This window comes from Flavobacterium sp. LM5 (genome assembly GCF_002017945.1).
Classification (GTDB): domain Bacteria; phylum Bacteroidota; class Bacteroidia; order Flavobacteriales; family Flavobacteriaceae; genus Flavobacterium; species Flavobacterium succinicans.
Map to the genome: position 1 here is coordinate 30,389 of NZ_MUFX01000004.1, position 18,113 is coordinate 48,501.

An 18,113-nucleotide genomic window follows, 5' to 3' on the forward strand; every position below is an offset into this window, starting at 1 on the left:
TTAAATGGTTGTGTTTTCTTATCATTCGTTTATTTTGATAGATACAAATAGCCGTCTTTTTTATTTTGAACTGGATTTCCATTTAGATCAAAAGAAGTATAGTTTAAAATATAGAAGTATGTTCCATTAGGTAATCCTGAGGACTGGCTCACCGTTGTTCTACCTCTTGAGACTCCGTCAAAATAGTTCGAAGTATTATTGTAGTTCTTAGTTTCAAAAACTAATACTCCCCAACGATTGTATATTTCTATGGTATTTTCAGGATAGCAAATGGTATCATCTATACTATCAATTTTAAAGATATCATTTAATCCATCGCCATTTGGTGAGAACGCATTGTGTACTATAATAGTTCCGCAACCCAAGACTTTACAATCAAAATTAACATCTAGAATTAAGAAAATAGATCTTGGACAAAGGCCACCAATTTTGTATTCATAGTTGTATTTGTTGGTTGGTATTCCAAATGTGTTTAAGATGCTTCCATTTAAACCACCTGTATTGTCTGTATCAATCCATGTTCCGTCAGTTGGTATGCCAGCTGGTAGTAATGAATTTAAATCTAAAGGCGAAGTATCGGCATTACAAGCAGTACTATTGATGGTTACAGGTTCTATTCCTGTAATATTAATAGTTATAGTAGCAGTACTACAATTGGTAGGATTGGCAGCTTCACATACTTGGTATTCAAATTTAAATATCCCTGCTTTAGCATCGTCTGTTAATGTGATGTTTCCATTGTCATCGATAATAATAAATTGGCTTAGAGCTGTAAGTAATTTGAATTTGAATTTTGCAATATCAGCCGGTGATCCATTCAATAGGTCATTTGCCAATGCATTTCTAATTTCATTTGCTATAGAGCATTGCGTAACATTATAGGTGTCATTTGAAGCTTGAATATTAGCAAATAATTTACAGCTAATACCAAAATCTAAGTCTAGATTTACTTGGTTTGTTGACGTTAGATTAGCGGTTTGAACCGTATTATTTGTTGGCCCACAAACTTCAAACGCAGTAGTTTTACTTTCAGGTATTTTTCGATCAGTATTCGGAAGAACTTTCACTAAACCAGTTGCCCCCATGGCTGATGATTGAGCTTCTAAGTTGGAGTCCATTTTTAGTTCTACTTTATACTCCCCAAATACACCAGCTGTTGGTCTATTTCTCCAAAAACCTTGAATGCCAACGATTACAGAATCAGAGTAGTTGCTTGGTCCAGTTACAAATACATTAGCAGATTTTGCATTTCCAAAACCGGCAGCATTCAATTCGCCAACGTTCAATATTCCTTTGTAACTACCATCACCATTCAAGTCGATCCATTCCCATTTACTATAATCAAATGAGCCATTGGCGTCTGGAACATTTTTGGTTACTACATTGTCATTATTAGCGTCAAACCATTCATCTTGCAAGCCATTATTATTCACATCATACCATACAAAGTCTCCTAATACTGGTAAATTTGATTTGTCAAAACCGAAATTATGAGCCTGATATTTACAATTTTCTAAGGTTGTAAAAAATAAACTTGAACTTGTTGGATATAATTGATAGGATGCATTCAAGTTGGCATCTTGAACCTGTACCAAATAATCTCCTGGAACCATTCCTGTAAAGTTATAATACCCCTCAGCGTTAGTGATTCTTATTTGAACTGATCCAGTAGTAGTTCCTTGTGGAATCAAAGTAACTGGTACATTTGCTAATGGTTTTTTTGTACCTTCATTAATCACAATTCCAGCGATTTTAGTCTGATCTCTACATATAACTGTAATTGTCACAATTGCTGTATCACAGTTTGATGGTTTATCTTTTTCACATATTTGATACGTTAAAATATAAGTTCCTGCAGGAGTTCCATCTTTTATATCGATAGATCCATCAGTATTCATAGTCATATATCCAGTTGGATCAGGAGTTACAAGAGATAATGAAACATTATTTAGGGTAGCAGAAGCTAATCCAAGAAAGTCATTTGTTAACACATTTAGAATGTTAGTTTTGCCATTAGCCCCATCAATTGGACCAGCAGTATCATCTTGGGCAAAAACAGGAACAGGCGGAGCAGGAGGTAATGAGAATTCAACATTTACTGTTACCACCGCTGTGTCACAATTTCCTTCATCTGCTTTTTCGCAAATTTGATAAGTTAAAATATAAGTTCCAGTTGGAGTATTTGGATTTACATCTACCGAACCGTCAGGATTCAATACCAATGATCCAGTTGGATCAGGTATTGTTAGAGTCAGGTTGACATCATTAGGGTTTAGAGTTACTGTGTTTAATGTATCATTAGTAAATACGTTAACAACATTTGTTGCTCCTCCAAAACCGTCAAGAGTTTCTGCAGTGTCATTTACGGCATCTATTGTAAATATAGGTCTTGAAGTACAAAATGGAATTGAAGGAGGATAACTCACAACTATAGTTTCTGTTGGGTTTAATGTAAGAGCGACAATTGCAGTTGGTCTTAGATTTTCGAAACCATCAGAACTTTCCATCCATTTGCCATTTACTAATATCCAACCAGGCCAATCAGTACCGTTTCCATTAGCATCAATAACAGCGCCTGGCCATAGCACTTGTCCATTTAAAGGTAAGTTGGTCATTGTACTTACAATATTATTGTTGCTATCTTTCCATGTTACAGTTAGTCCATTTACAGGTGTAAAATTATTTGCTGTTGTTGTGTATTTAAAGTACGGTACATCATTTACACATATTGATTCACCAGAAACAGTCATGCTTGGCGCTTCTATGATTACTGTTACCACTGCTGTATCGCAATTTGATGTATTTAATTTTTCGCAAATTTGATAAGTCAATGTTAAAGTTCCAACTGGAGCATTTGGTAATACATCAATTGAACCGTCAGGATTCATTATTAAAAATGGATTTGATGTTACAGCGGTAAGAATCACATCTGAAGGGTTTACTGCTGTTGTATTTAAAGTATCATTGGTAAACACATTAATGACATTAGGAGTAATTTGATTCACACCTACAACTGTTCCAACATTGTCATCAATTGCATCAATGGTATTGGCTTTTTCGTTTACAATTTCGCTGTCCTCATCTGAAATTGTATTTCCTTTGGGGTCTTTACCAGAAGCTGAAGCAATATTTAAAACGGAACCCTTATCTAAATCTAGTTGTTTAATGGTATAACTTTGGTTGTACTCAAGAATTTGACCAACATTTAAGTTTTCTATAATCGTGCTAAATCCAGTTAATGGATCGGTAATATTTACATTGGATAAGATTACATTTCCAGTATTTTTCACAGTTATTACATAGTTGACAATATCTCCAACTTTATTGAAACTTGTAGAGGTAGCAATTTTTATAACGTCAATACTTGGCGTTTGAGTCAATGGAGTAATGGTACAATCTGTACATTCAGGGTTCACAGGACAAGAAGTACAAGGTGTAGGATCCGAAGAAGTATCAGTAACAGGATTTCCTTTAGGATCTTTACCCGTTGCAGTAGCCAAGTTGTACACATAACCAGTATTGATATCCTCTTGAGTGATGATATGACTGCCAGAGAATGTAATGGCATCAGTTGCGCCTACAGCAAGAGTAGCAATTGTTCCACCAGAGATTGTAGCATTATTATCTGTAACAGTGATATTAGTTAAGGTGGTGTTTCCAGTGTTTTTGATTACGAAGTTATAAGAAACTAGATCACCTACATTGGTAATACCATCATTATTAGCATCAACATAAGTACCTTCTTTGGTGATGTTGATACTTGGCGTTTGAGTCAATGGAGTAATGGTACAATCTGTACATTCAGGGTTCACAGGACAAGAAGTACAAGGTGTAGGATCCGAAGAAGTATCAGTAACAGGATTTCCTTTAGGATCTTTACCCGTTGCAGTAGCCAAGTTGTACACATAACCAGTATTGATATCCTCTTGAGTGATGATATGACTGCCAGAGAATGTAATGGCATCAGTTGCGCCTACAGCAAGAGTAGCAATTGTTCCACCAGAGATTGTAGCATTATTATCTGTAACAGTGATATTAGTTAAGGTGGTGTTTCCAGTGTTTTTGATTACGAAGTTATAAGAAACTAGATCACCTACATTGGTAATACCATCATTATTAGCATCAACATAAGTACCTTCTTTGGTGATGTTGATACTTGGCGTTTGAGTCAATGGAGTAATGGTACAATCTGTACATTCAGGGTTCACAGGACAAGAAGTACAAGGTGTAGGATCCGAAGAAGTATCAGTAACAGGATTTCCTTTAGGATCTTTACCCGTTGCAGTAGCCAAGTTGTACACATAACCAGTATTGATATCCTCTTGAGTGATGATATGACTACCAGAGAATGTAGTAGCATCAGTTGCGCCTACAGCAAGAGTGGCAATTGGTCCACCAGAGATTGTAGCATTATTATCTGTAACAGTAATATTAGTTAAGGTGGTGTTTCCAGTGTTTTTGATTACGAAGTTATAAGAAACTAGATCACCTACATTGGTAATACCATCATTATTAGCATCAACATAAGTACCTTCTTTGGTGATGTTGATACTTGGCGTTTGAGTCAATGGAGTAATGGTACAATCTGTACATTCAGGGTTCACAGGACAAGAAGTACAAGGTGTAGGATCCGAAGAAGTATCGGTAACAGGATTTCCTTTAGGATCTTTACCCGTTGCAGTAGCCAAGTTGTACACATAACCAGTATTGATATCCTCTTGAGTGATGATATGACTGCCAGAGAATGTAGTAGCATCAGTTGCGCCTACAGCAAGAGTGGCAATTGGTCCACCAGAGATTGTAGCATTATTATCTGTAACAGTAATATTAGTTAAAGTGGTGTTTCCAGTGTTTTTGATTACAAAGTTATAAGTAACTACATCACCTACATTGGTAATACCATCATTATTAGCATCAACATAAGTACCTTCTTTGGTGATGTTGATACTTGGAGTTTGAGTCAATGGAGTAATGGTACAATCTGTACATTCAGGGTTCACAGGACAAGAAGTACAAGGTGTAGGATCCGAAGAAGTATCAGTAACAGGATTTCCTTTAGGATCTTTACCCGTTGCAGTAGCCAAGTTGTACACATAACCAGTATTGATATCCTCTTGAGTGATGATATGACTGCCAGAGAATGTAGTAGCATCAGTTGCGCCTACAGCAAGAGTAGCAATTGGTCCACCAGAGATTGTAGCATTATTATCTGTAACAGTGATATTAGTTAAGGTGGTGTTTCCAGTGTTTTTGATTACGAAGTTATAAGAAACTAGATCACCTACATTGGTAATACCATCATTATTAGCATCAACATAAGTACCTTCTTTGGTGATGTTGATACTTGGCGTTTGAGTCAATGGAGTAATGGTACAATCTGTACATTCAGGGTTCACAGGACAAGAAGTACAAGGTGTAGGATCCGAAGAAGTATCGGTAACAGATTTGTTTTCTGGATCTTTACCAGTAACAGTAGCCAAGTTGTACACATAACCAGTATTGATATCCTCTTGAGTGATGATATGACTGCCAGAGAATGTAGTAGCATCAGTTGCGCCTACAGCAAGAGTGGCAATTGGTCCACCAGAGATTGTAGCATTATTATCTGTAACAGTAATATTAGTTAAAGTGGTGTTTCCAGTGTTTTTGATTACAAAGTTATAAGAAACTACATCACCTACATTGGTAATACCATCATTATTAGCATCAACATAAGTACCTTCTTTGGTGATGTTGATACTTGGCGTTTGAGTCAATGGAGTAATGGTACAATCTGTACATTCAGGGTTCACAGGACAAGAAGTACAAGGTGTAGGATCCGAAGAAGTATCAGTAACAGGATTTCCTTTAGGATCTTTACCCGTTGCAGTAGCCAAGTTGTACACATAACCAGTATTGATATCCTCTTGAGTGATGATATGACTGCCAGAGAATGTAGTAGCATCAGTTGCGCCTACAGCAAGAGTAGCAATTGGTCCACCAGAGATTGTAGCATTATTATCTGTAACAGTGATATTAGTTAAGGTGGTGTTTCCAGTGTTTTTGATTACGAAGTTATAAGAAACTAGATCACCTACATTGGTAATACCATCATTATTAGCATCAACATAAGTACCTTCTTTGGTGATGTTGATACTTGGAGTTTGAGTCAATGGAGTAATGGTACAATCTGTACATTCAGGGTTCACAGGACAAGAAGTACAAGGTGTAGGATCCGAAGAAGTATCAGTAACAGATTTGTTTTCTGGATCTTTACCAGTAACAGTAGCCAAGTTGTACACATAACCAGTATTGATATCCTCTTGAGTGATGATATGACTGCCAGAGAATGTAGTAGCATCAGTTGCGCCTACAGCAAGAGTGGCAATTGGTCCACCAGAGATTGTAGCATTATTATCTGTAACAGTAATATTAGTTAAAGTGGTGTTTCCAGTGTTTTTGATTACAAAGTTATAAGAAACTACATCACCTACATTGGTAATACCATCATTATTAGCATCAACATAAGTACCTTCTTTGGTGATGTTGATACTTGATTCTGAAATAGCGTAATTATAATTAGCTTTACAGCCATTTTTATCAGTAATTTCAATAGTGTAATTTCCGTTTTGTAAGCCAGAAATGTCTTCTAGTGTAGAACCATTTGACCATAAGAAAGTATAAGGTGATGTTCCTCCTGTGACAGTAATGTTTATTGAGCCATTGTTACAATTTGCACAGTTGTTATTGTTTATAATAATAGCAGTTGCACTTAATGGAGCTGCAGGTTGTCCAACAGTTACTGAATTAGATTGAGAAGAACAAGAATCACTAACCGTTACAGTATAAATTCCCGCAGGCAAATTATTTACAGAAGCAGTTGAACCCACCACTGTATTGGAAGCATTTTTCCAAGAATAAGTTACTGTTCCCACGGCGCCAGTTACGTTACCCGCAGTTACAGACCCAATGCTAGCTCCAAAACAAGAAGCATCTGTTTTAGAAGAAGCTGCCAAAGCCAAAGCCGTTGCAGGTTGTCCAACAGTTACTGAATTAGATTGAGATGAACAAGAGTCACTAACTGTTACGGTATAAGTTCCCGCAGGCAAATTATTTACAGAAGCAGTAGAACCCACCACAGTATTGGAAGCATTTTTCCAAGAATAGGTTACTGTTCCCACGGCGCCAGTTACGTTACCCGCAGTTACAGAACCTGTACTAGCTCCAAAACAAGAAGCATCAGTTTTAGAAGAAACTGCCAAAGCCAAAGCCGTTGCAGGTTGTCCAACAGTTACTGAATTAGATTGAGATGAACAAGAGTCAGTTACCGTTACGGTATAAGTTCCCGCAGGCAAATTATTTACAGAAGCAGTAGAACCAACTACTGTATTAGAAGCATTTTTCCAAGAATAAGTTACTGTTCCTACAGCTCCAGTTACAGGGCCTGCAGTTACAGAACCCGTACTAGCTCCAAAACAAGAAGCATCAGTTTTAGAAGAAACTGCCAAAGCCAAAGCTGCTGCAGGTTGTCCAACAGTTACAGAATTAGATTGAGATGAACAAGAATCACTAACCGTTACAGTATAAATTCCCGCAGGCAAATTATTTACAGAAGCAGTTGAACCCACCACTGTATTGGAAGCATTTTTCCAAGAATAAGTTACTGTTCCCACGGCGCCAGTTACGTTACCCGCAGTTACAGACCCAATGCTAGCTCCAAAACAAGAAGCATCTGTTTTAGAAGAAGCTGCCAAAGCCAAAGCCGTTGCAGGTTGTCCAACAGTTACTGAATTAGATTGAGATGAACAAGAGTCACTAACTGTTACGGTATAAGTTCCCGCAGGCAAATTATTTACAGAAGCAGTAGAACCCACCACAGTATTGGAAGCATTTTTCCAAGAATAAGTTACTGTTCCCACGGCGCCAGTTACGTTACCCGCAGTTACAGACCCAATGCTAGCTCCAAAACAAGAAGCATCTGTTTTAGAAGAAGCTGCCAAAGCCAAAGCCGTTGCAGGTTGTCCAACAGTTACTGAATTAGATTGAGATGAACAAGAGTCACTAACTGTTACGGTATAAGTTCCCGCAGGCAAATTATTTACAGAAGCAGTAGAACCCACCACAGTATTGGAAGCATTTTTCCAAGAATAGGTTACTGTTCCCACGGCGCCAGTTACGTTACCCGCAGTTACAGAACCTGTACTAGCTCCAAAACAAGAAGCATCAGTTTTAGAAGAAACTGCCAAAGCCAAAGCCGTTGCAGGTTGTCCAACAGTTACTGAATTAGATTGAGATGAACAAGAGTCACTAACTGTTACGGTATAAGTTCCCGCAGGCAAATTATTTACAGAAGCAGTAGAACCAACTACTGTATTAGAAGCATTTTTCCAAGAATAAGTTACTGTTCCTACAGCTCCAGTTACAGGGCCTGCAGTTACAGAACCCGTACTAGCTCCAAAACAAGAAGCATCAGTTTTAGAAGAAACTGCCAAAGCCAAAGCTGCTGCAGGTTGTCCAACAGTTACAGAATTAGATTGAGATGAACAAGAATCACTAACCGTTACAGTATAAATTCCCGCAGGCAAATTATTTACAGAAGCAGTAGAACCCACCACAGTATTGGAAGCATTTTTCCAAGAATAGGTTACTGTTCCCACGGCGCCAGTTACGTTACCCGCAGTTACAGAACCTGTACTAGCTCCAAAACAAGAAGCATCAGTTTTAGAAGAAACTGCCAAAGCCAAAGCTGCTGCAGGTTGTCCAACAGTTACTGAATTAGATTGAGATGAACAAGAGTCAGTTACCGTTACGGTATAAGTTCCCGCAGGCAAATTATTTACAGAAGCAGTAGAACCAACTACTGTATTAGAAGCATTTTTCCAAGAATAGGTTACTGTTCCCACGGCGCCAGTTACGTTACCCGCAGTTACAGAACCTGTACTAGCTCCAAAACAAGAAGCATCAGTTTTAGAAGAAACTGCCAAAGCCAAAGCTGCTGCAGGTTGTCCAACAGTTACAGAATTAGATTGAGATGAACAAGAGTCACTAACTGTTACGGTATAAGTTCCCGCAGGCAAATTATTTACAGAAGCAGTAGAACCCACCACAGTATTGGAAGCATTTTTCCAAGAATAGGTTACTGTTCCCACGGCGCCAGTTACGTTACCCGCAGTTACAGAACCTGTACTAGCTCCAAAACAAGAAGCATCAGTTTTAGAAGAAACTGCCAAAGCCAAAGCCGTTGCAGGTTGTCCAACAGTTACTGAATTAGATTGAGATGAACAAGAGTCACTAACTGTTACGGTATAAGTTCCCGCAGGCAAATTATTTACAGAAGCAGTAGAACCAACTACTGTATTAGAAGCATTTTTCCAAGAATAAGTTACTGTTCCTACAGCTCCAGTTACAGGGCCTGCAGTTACAGAACCCGTACTAGCTCCAAAACAAGAAGCATCAGTTTTAGAAGAAACTGCCAAAGCCAAAGCTGCTGCAGGTTGTCCAACAGTTACAGAATTAGATTGAGATGAACAAGAATCACTAACCGTTACAGTATAAATTCCCGCAGGCAAATTATTTACAGAAGCAGTTGAACCCACCACTGTATTGGAAGCATTTTTCCAAGAATAAGTTACTGTTCCCACGGCGCCAGTTACGTTACCCGCAGTTACAGACCCAATGCTAGCTCCAAAACAAGAAGCATCTGTTTTAGAAGAAGCTGCCAAAGCCAAAGCCGTTGCAGGTTGTCCAACAGTTACTGAATTAGATTGAGATGAACAAGAGTCACTAACTGTTACGGTATAAGTTCCCGCAGGCAAATTATTTACAGAAGCAGTAGAACCCACCACAGTATTGGAAGCATTTTTCCAAGAATAAGTTACTGTTCCCACGGCGCCAGTTACGTTACCCGCAGTTACAGACCCAATGCTAGCTCCAAAACAAGAAGCATCTGTTTTAGAAGAAGCTGCCAAAGCCAAAGCCGTTGCAGGTTGTCCAACAGTTACTGAATTAGATTGAGATGAACAAGAGTCACTAACTGTTACGGTATAAGTTCCCGCAGGCAAATTATTTACAGAAGCAGTAGAACCCACCACAGTATTGGAAGCATTTTTCCAAGAATAGGTTACTGTTCCCACGGCGCCAGTTACGTTACCCGCAGTTACAGAACCTGTACTAGCTCCAAAACAAGAAGCATCAGTTTTAGAAGAAACTGCCAAAGCCAAAGCCGTTGCAGGTTGTCCAACAGTTACTGAATTAGATTGAGATGAACAAGAGTCACTAACTGTTACGGTATAAGTTCCCGCAGGCAAATTATTTACAGAAGCAGTAGAACCAACTACTGTATTAGAAGCATTTTTCCAAGAATAAGTTACTGTTCCTACAGCTCCAGTTACAGGGCCTGCAGTTACAGAACCCGTACTAGCTCCAAAACAAGAAGCATCAGTTTTAGAAGAAACTGCCAAAGCCAAAGCTGCTGCAGGTTGTCCAACAGTTACAGAATTAGATTGAGATGAACAAGAATCACTAACCGTTACAGTATAAATTCCCGCAGGCAAATTATTTACAGAAGCAGTAGAACCCACCACAGTATTGGAAGCATTTTTCCAAGAATAGGTTACTGTTCCCACGGCGCCAGTTACGTTACCCGCAGTTACAGAACCTGTACTAGCTCCAAAACAAGAAGCATCAGTTTTAGAAGAAACTGCCAAAGCCAAAGCTGCTGCAGGTTGTCCAACAGTTACTGAATTAGATTGAGATGAACAAGAGTCAGTTACCGTTACGGTATAAGTTCCCGCAGGCAAATTATTTACAGAAGCAGTAGAACCAACTACTGTATTAGAAGCATTTTTCCAAGAATAGGTTACTGTTCCCACGGCGCCAGTTACGTTACCCGCAGTTACAGAACCTGTACTAGCTCCAAAACAAGAAGCATCAGTTTTAGAAGAAACTGCCAAAGCCAAAGCTGCTGCAGGTTGTCCAACAGTTACAGAATTAGATTGAGATGAACAAGAGTCACTAACTGTTACGGTATAAGTTCCCGCAGGCAAATTATTTACAGAAGCAGTAGAACCAACTACTGTATTAGAAGCATTTTTCCAAGAATAAGTTACTGTTCCTACAGCTCCAGTTACAGCGCCTGCAGTTACAGAACCCGTACTAGCTCCAAAGCAAGAAGCATCAGTTTTAGAAGAAACTGCCAAAGCCAAAGCTGCTGCAGGTTGTCCAACAGTTACTGAATTAGATTGAGATGAACAAGAGTCAGTTACCGTTACGGTATAAGTTCCCGCAGGCAAATTATTTACAGAAGCAGTTGAACCAACTAATGTATTAGAAGCATTTTTCCAAGAATAAGTTACCGTTCCTACGGCGCCAGTTACGTTACCCGCAGTTACAGACCCAGTGCTAGCTCCAAAGCAAGAAGCATCTGTTTTAGAAGAAACTGCCAAAGCCAAAGCTGCTGCAGGTTGTCCAACAGTTACTGAATTAGATTTTGAAGAACAAGAATCACTAACCGTTACAGTATAAGTTCCCGCAGGCAAATTATTTACAGAAGCAGTAGAACCCACCACAGTATTGGAAGCATTTTTCCAAGAATAAGTTACTGTTCCTACAGCGCCAGTTACAGCTCCTGCAGTTACAGAACCCGTACTAGCTCCAAAGCAAGAAGCATCTGTTTTAGAAGAAACTGCCAAAGCCAAAGCTGCTGCAGGTTGTCCAACAGTTACTGAATTAGATTGAGATGAACAAGAATCACTAACCGTTACAGTATAAATTCCCGCAGGCAAATTATTTACAGAAGCAGTTGAACCCACCACTGTATTGGAAGCATTTTTCCAAGAATAAGTTACCGTTCCTACGGCGCCAGTTACGGTACCCGCAGTTACGGACCCAGTGCTAGCTCCAAAGCAAGAAGCATCTGTTTTAGAAGAAACTGCCAAAGCCAAAGCTGCTGCAGGTTGTCCAACAGTTACAGAATTAGATTGAGATGAACAAGAGTCACTAACTGTTACGGTATAAGTTCCCGCAGGCAAATTATTTACAGAAGCAGTAGAACCAACTACTGTATTAGAAGCATTTTTCCAAGAATAAGTTACTGTTCCTACAGCTCCAGTTACAGCGCCTGCAGTTACAGAACCCGTACTAGCTCCAAAGCAAGAAGCATCAGTTTTAGAAGAAACTGCCAAAGCCAAAGCTGCTGCAGGTTGTCCAACAGTTACTGAATTAGATTGAGATGAACAAGAGTCAGTTACCGTTACGGTATAAGTTCCCGCAGGCAAATTATTTACAGAAGCAGTTGAACCAACTAATGTATTAGAAGCATTTTTCCAAGAATAAGTTACCGTTCCTACGGCGCCAGTTACGTTACCCGCAGTTACAGACCCAGTGCTAGCTCCAAAACAAGAAGCATCTGTTTTAGAAGAAGCTGCTAAAGCCAAAGCCGCTGCAGGTTGACCAACAGTTACCGAATTAGATTGAGAAGAACAAGAATCACTAACCGTTACAGTATAAGTTCCCGCAGGTAAATTGCTTACAGAAGCAGTTGAACCCACCACAGTATTGGAAGCATTTTTCCAAGAATAAGTTACCGTTCCTACGGCGCCAGTTACAGCTCCTGCAGTTACAGAACCCGTACTAGCTCCAAAGCAAGAAGCATCTGTTTTAGAAGAAACTGCCAAAGCTAAAGCTGCTGCAGGTTGTCCAACAGTTACTGAATTAGATTGAGAAGAACAAGAATCACTAACCGTTACAGTATAAATTCCCGCAGGCAAATTATTTACAGAAGCAGTAGAACCCACCAAAGTATTTGAAGCATTTTTCCAAGAATAAGTTACCGTTCCTACGGCGCCAGTTACAGCTCCTGCAGTTACAGAACCCGTACTAGCTCCAAAGCAAGAAGCATCTGTTTTAGAAGAAACTGCCAAAGCTAAAGCTGCTGCAGGTTGTCCAACAGTTACTGAATTAGATTGAGAAGAACAAGAATCACTAACCGTTACAGTATAAATTCCCGCAGGCAAATTATTTACAGAAGCAGTTGAACCCACCACTGTATTGGAAGCATTTTTCCAAGAATAAGTTACCGTTCCTACGGCGCCAGTTACAGCTCCTGCAGTTACCGATCCAGTACTAGCTCCAAAACAAGAAGCATCTGTTTTAGAAGAAGCTGCTAAAGCTAAAGCCGCTGCTGGTTGCGTTATATTTACTGTTAAAGCCGCAGTACTACATCCATTTTTATCTGTAGCAGTAACAATATAGGTACCTGCAGCTAATCCTGTTCTGTTTTTTGGGTCGTTGGTTCCAGTTAAATCTGACCAATCATAAGTGTACGGAGAAGTACCTCCAGTAGCATCATTTAATGTTATTGCCCCAGTAGAGGTGCCAAAACAGCTTACGTTTGTTTGCGAAGCTAAAGTGATAATTGGACAAGGAATATTTGTTGAAGATGTTGGGATGTTTAGTGTTGAATTTTGACAACTAGTGTTTCGATAATTTAGAGATGAAGAACTTACAGTTTTACTTCCACATACATTTGCCTTTGGTGTAAGTTCATATTTTAGGGTTATTGTTTCTACATTCAAAAAGTCAATGTTCCATGAAATCGATTGACCTGAAACAGATGCTGTTCCCTTTGAAGGTGTAACCGCTCCTATTGTAAAGTCATTACTAACTGACTCTGTTGCAAATGGTGTTCCAGTAATTTGTTGAGCAATCCAAGAAAGTTGAGTAGATATTTGGTTATAAATTCCAGTTAGGTTCGCTGCGTTTTCTGTAAAAAAAGCACCAGCCGTTTGAACATTGTTTAAGGTATATTCAGCATTACTTTGATCTGTTCCTGATATTGCACCAAATAAACCCACTGCAAAAATTTGATTGTTATATGTAGTTCCAGAAACAACAGTTGTTTTAGCATCATTTGCTGCTGTAATAGCTGCTTGAATACATGTGCCTTGTTGGCCATTAGTACAGTTGTCACCATTTGCTACATTTCTAGTAGCAACACCATCTGTTAAAAGCACAATACTTCTTGATGTAATACAATCAAAAGTACCTTTTGCAGTTAACTCTTGATCAGCTTTTCTAATTCCGTCCTCTATGTTTGTTGATCCATTTGCAACTAAAGCATTAACATCATTAATTAAAGTTTGTTTACCAGAAGCTAGTGTTAGAGTTCTTACTAATGAACCATTGCTACTATATTTTACTATTGCGATTTTATTTTTTCCTGTTGGATTGTTTGCTGGAGTAAAGACATTGTTTATAAAACTTATAGCAGCATCTTTTGCATAATCTAAAGGTATATTTGGATCATTAGCAATATCGAAACCCATACTTCCTGAAACATCTATTACTAAAACAACTTCAGAAGGCCTTGCCACTGGATTAGAACCTTGCAATTTTAACTCAACATCAATTTTACCACATACTCCTGGTCTTACAGTAACCGTTTTTGTTGGTGTAATTGTTTGTGAGTTTACAAATCCAGTCATTAAAAGAAAAACAAACAAAATAAATGATTTGTTCAATTTTATCTTATGGATACTTAGGTGTAATTGTCTTTTCATCTTAAACTATTTAATAGTGATATTTGGGTATGAAATGATTTAATGATTTTACTCTTGATTTGGATCACTCACTAGAGTATGTAAAATTGTAGTGATAGAATAATTGCTACAATCATTTGATGTAGCGGCAATTTCGGTGCAATTCCATCTGTTGTATGGTGTTCCAGTAGGTATTGTAAGCTTTACTAAAAAAGATTTTGTTTCGCCTGAATTCAAAACTATATCTGAAATTGGATTTGAATCAACATCTGTAAAAAAGAAATTGAGATTAACATTGTTTGATGTAGAACTACCATCATTATTTGTGCAGTTTTTATTAATATCAATTGCTTTTAAATTGAATGACGCTTGGTTGGAGGTTTCATTTGAAATTAGAAGTCTGTATTGAGTACCTTCTGATGAAATACTTCTTGAGTTTCTGTTTTTTTCAACTTGAAGTTTAGACTTACAAGAATTTTGTGCATGGATCAAACTACTACCTATCATAAAAACCAATACTGCCAATATGCTTTTTGTGTAGTATCTTAAGGAAGATTTTTTTTGGTCTATAGGTAAGTTTATTTTTTTTTGAGTAGAGGTAGCTTTCATTGTAAATGATTTTAAGTAATAATTTATGTTTTGATTAACTACTTCAAAATTAGATACAATGAAAAATATATTGTTTTTTTTTCCGTAAACAACCTGAAAAATCGTTAAAAGGAGTTTTTTTAAATGTTTTTTTGTGAATATCTTTCCATTTTTTTTGGATTTGTAATTAATTTCTGTTATATATCTAAAATAGGGAATGGTCAATCTAAATTTATTTTTGTTAAATTTTTCAATGTTTTATTTTATTTAGGATTTAGGTATATAAAAATGATAAACAATTGTTAATTAAGTTTCGATTTCGTTGTTGCCTTGAAAAATTAATGTAATTTAAGTGCTCTTTTAAACGTCTATTACTTTCTTTTTTGAGGGTAAATCACAACTACAACATAGATTTATAACTATATAATTTTTTATAAGTATGAAAAACTTAATTCTGATTCGACACGCAAAATCAAGTTGGGAAACCCCTTTGAAAGATATAGACAGACCTTTGTCTAAGAATGGTTTACAAACGGCACATAAAGTATCGAGTTATGTATCGAAATATTTGCCAAAAACCTATTTGTTTTGGAGTAGTGTCGCAGAAAGAGCTTCTCAAACAGCTTTAATTTTTGCACAAAATTTGTCTTATCCCATTGAAAGTATTATTTTCAAGGAGGATTTGTACACCTTTGATGAGCACCAATTAACTAGTGTTATTAAATCATGTGAAAATCATTTTGATAATGTAATTCTTTTTGGTCATAATGGTGCAATTACAAATTTTGTTAATAGATTTGGGGATGTTTTTATTGAAAATGTTCCTACTTCCGGTTTTGTTTCTATGCAATTTGATGTAAATGATTGGAGCTCAATCGAGAAAGGAAAAACGTTGAAAATTATTGTTCCTAAAAATTTAAAATAGTAAAGTTTTGACACATAAATATATTGATAGAGAGAAGAGTTGGTTAGCTTTTAATGCCAGAGTATTACAAGAAGCAGCAGACCATTCAGTGCCTTTATTGGACAGGTTGCGCTTTTTAGGTATTTTTTCAAATAATTTGGATGAGTTTTTTAGAGTTCGATTTGCTGCCATTCGACGATTGAGTCTTTCTGGTATCTCAGGTGAAAAATATTTAGGTGGAGTTTCTGCTCAACAATTAGTAAAAGAAATTACCGAAATTGTAATAGAACACCAAGAGGAAAGTTTGAATATCTTGAGAGATATTGAGAGTCAATTACAGCAAGAGAATATTTATATTATTACTGAAAATGATTTAGATAAGGAACAAGAAAATTATCTTAAAGATTTCTTTATTCAAAGAGTTAGTCCTGAATTGGTGACTATTATATTGAACGATTTGGCTGAATTCCCTTTACTAAAAGATACTTTTGGTTACTTGGCTATTAAGTTGGTTTTAAATAAAGAAGAGGAAGTACGTTATGCGGTGGTCGAAATACCAAAAACCATTAATCGTTTTGTAGTATTGCCTTCAAAAAATGGTAAACAGTATGTAATTCTTTTGGATGATGTCATCCGTCAAAATTTAGGCAGTATTTTTAATATTTTCGATTATAAAAAACTATCGGCTCACATGATAAAAATCACTAGAGATGCCTCTTTGGATATTGATAGTGATTTGAGTAAAAGTATGATTGAAAAAATTGCGTTGAGTGTAAAAGATAGACGAATAGGAGAACCGGTTCGATTTATTTATGATCAAGAAATTGAGGAAGATACCCTTCGTTTTTTTCTAGATAAAATGCATATCGTTTCTACAGATAGTATCATTCCAGGAGGGCGTTACCATAATAGACGTGATTATATGAGTTTTCCAAATCTGGGAAGATACGATTTGTTGTACCAATCAAATGTAGCACTTCCCATACCTGGCTTGAGTCTTGAAGGAAGTATGCTAGATAAAATCAGTAAAAAAGATTTTTTATTAAATGCACCTTATCAATCGTTTTCTTATTTGACCAAGTTCTTAAGAGAAGCCGCATTAGATCCTAATGTACTTTCTATTAAAATAACCTTATACCGTTTGGCCAAAAACTCTCAAATAATTAGTTCATTAATAAATGCTGCAAAGAATGGAAAAAAAGTTACGGTTCAAATAGAATTGCAAGCTCGATTTGATGAAGCTTCCAATATTTCATACGCAGAGCAAATGAAAACGGAAGGTATCGAATTAATTTTTGGTATAAAGGGACTGAAAGTACACAGTAAAATATGTGTTATTGAGCGTCAGGAAAATGATAAAATTAAGCGTTATGGATTTGTTTCTACGGGAAATTTCAACGAATCAACCGCAAAAATATATACAGATGTAACCCTTTTTACAAGTCATCAACAAATTTTAAAAGACATTAATAGAATTTTTGATTTCTTTGATGTCAACTATCGAGTTCATCGCTACAAACATTTAATTGTATCGCCTCATTATACTCGAAGTAAATTTACAAAGTTGATTGATAGAGAAATTTCTCATGCTTTGGCAGGTAGAAAAACTTACATTCGATTGAAAATGAATAGTCTTTCAGATTTTGAAATGATTGATAAATTGTATCAAGCGAGTAAGGCAGGAGTTAAAGTTCAATTACAAATCAGAGGGATTTGTTCCTTAATACCAGGTGTTAAAGGGTTGAGTGAAAATATTGAGGCTATCAGTATAGTAGATAACTATTTAGAACATTCAAGAGTATACATTTTTGGTAATGCCGGAATTCCAGATGTCTTTATTTCTTCTGCCGATTTTATGACCAGAAATTTAGATGCTAGAGTAGAAGTAACTTGTCCAATTTATGATCAAGATATTAAAGACGAATTGATGGATCATTTTGATTTAGGTTGGAAAGGGAATGTTAAAGCTAGATTTCATTCTGAAAATTTAGACAATTTGTATCGCAAATCAGGAGATAAACCTCTATTTAGAGCTCAAACAGAAACATACAAGTATTATCAAAACAAATTAGAAGTAGTTACAGAAGAGTTATAGAATAAAGAAG

At 37.0% G+C, this 18,113-nt stretch carries 4 protein-coding genes; 2 read left to right on the top strand and 2 right to left on the bottom strand.

Translation table 11 applies throughout. The features are described from left to right. Positions 1-29: 29 nt before the first annotated feature. A complete protein-coding gene (locus tag BXU11_RS17695; protein ID WP_139363498.1) occupies positions 30-14,537 on the bottom strand; it encodes a gliding motility-associated C-terminal domain-containing protein in 14,508 nt (4,835 codons plus the stop codon). A gap of 48 nt (positions 14,538-14,585) precedes the next feature. Then, positions 14,586-15,125: a hypothetical protein gene (locus tag BXU11_RS12405; protein ID WP_139363499.1), complete on the bottom strand. Its 540-nt coding sequence runs from the start codon at positions 15,123-15,125 to the stop codon at positions 14,586-14,588. Positions 15,126-15,543: 418 nt separating this feature from the next. On the opposite strand from BXU11_RS12405, the gene BXU11_RS12410 reads away from it, so the two are divergent. Together BXU11_RS12410 and ppk1 are read left to right on the top strand one after the other, a co-directional pair. Beyond that, positions 15,544-16,029 carry a histidine phosphatase family protein gene (locus BXU11_RS12410; RefSeq protein ID WP_078212750.1) on the top strand — a complete coding sequence of 162 codons (486 nt, stop codon included), beginning with the start codon at positions 15,544-15,546 and terminating at the stop codon, positions 16,027-16,029. Between the two features lie 7 nt (positions 16,030-16,036). Beyond that, on the top strand, positions 16,037-18,103 hold the full coding sequence (ppk1, locus tag BXU11_RS12415) for a polyphosphate kinase 1 (RefSeq protein WP_078212751.1): 2,067 nt from the start codon (positions 16,037-16,039) through the stop codon (positions 18,101-18,103). Positions 18,104-18,113 lie beyond the last annotated feature (10 nt).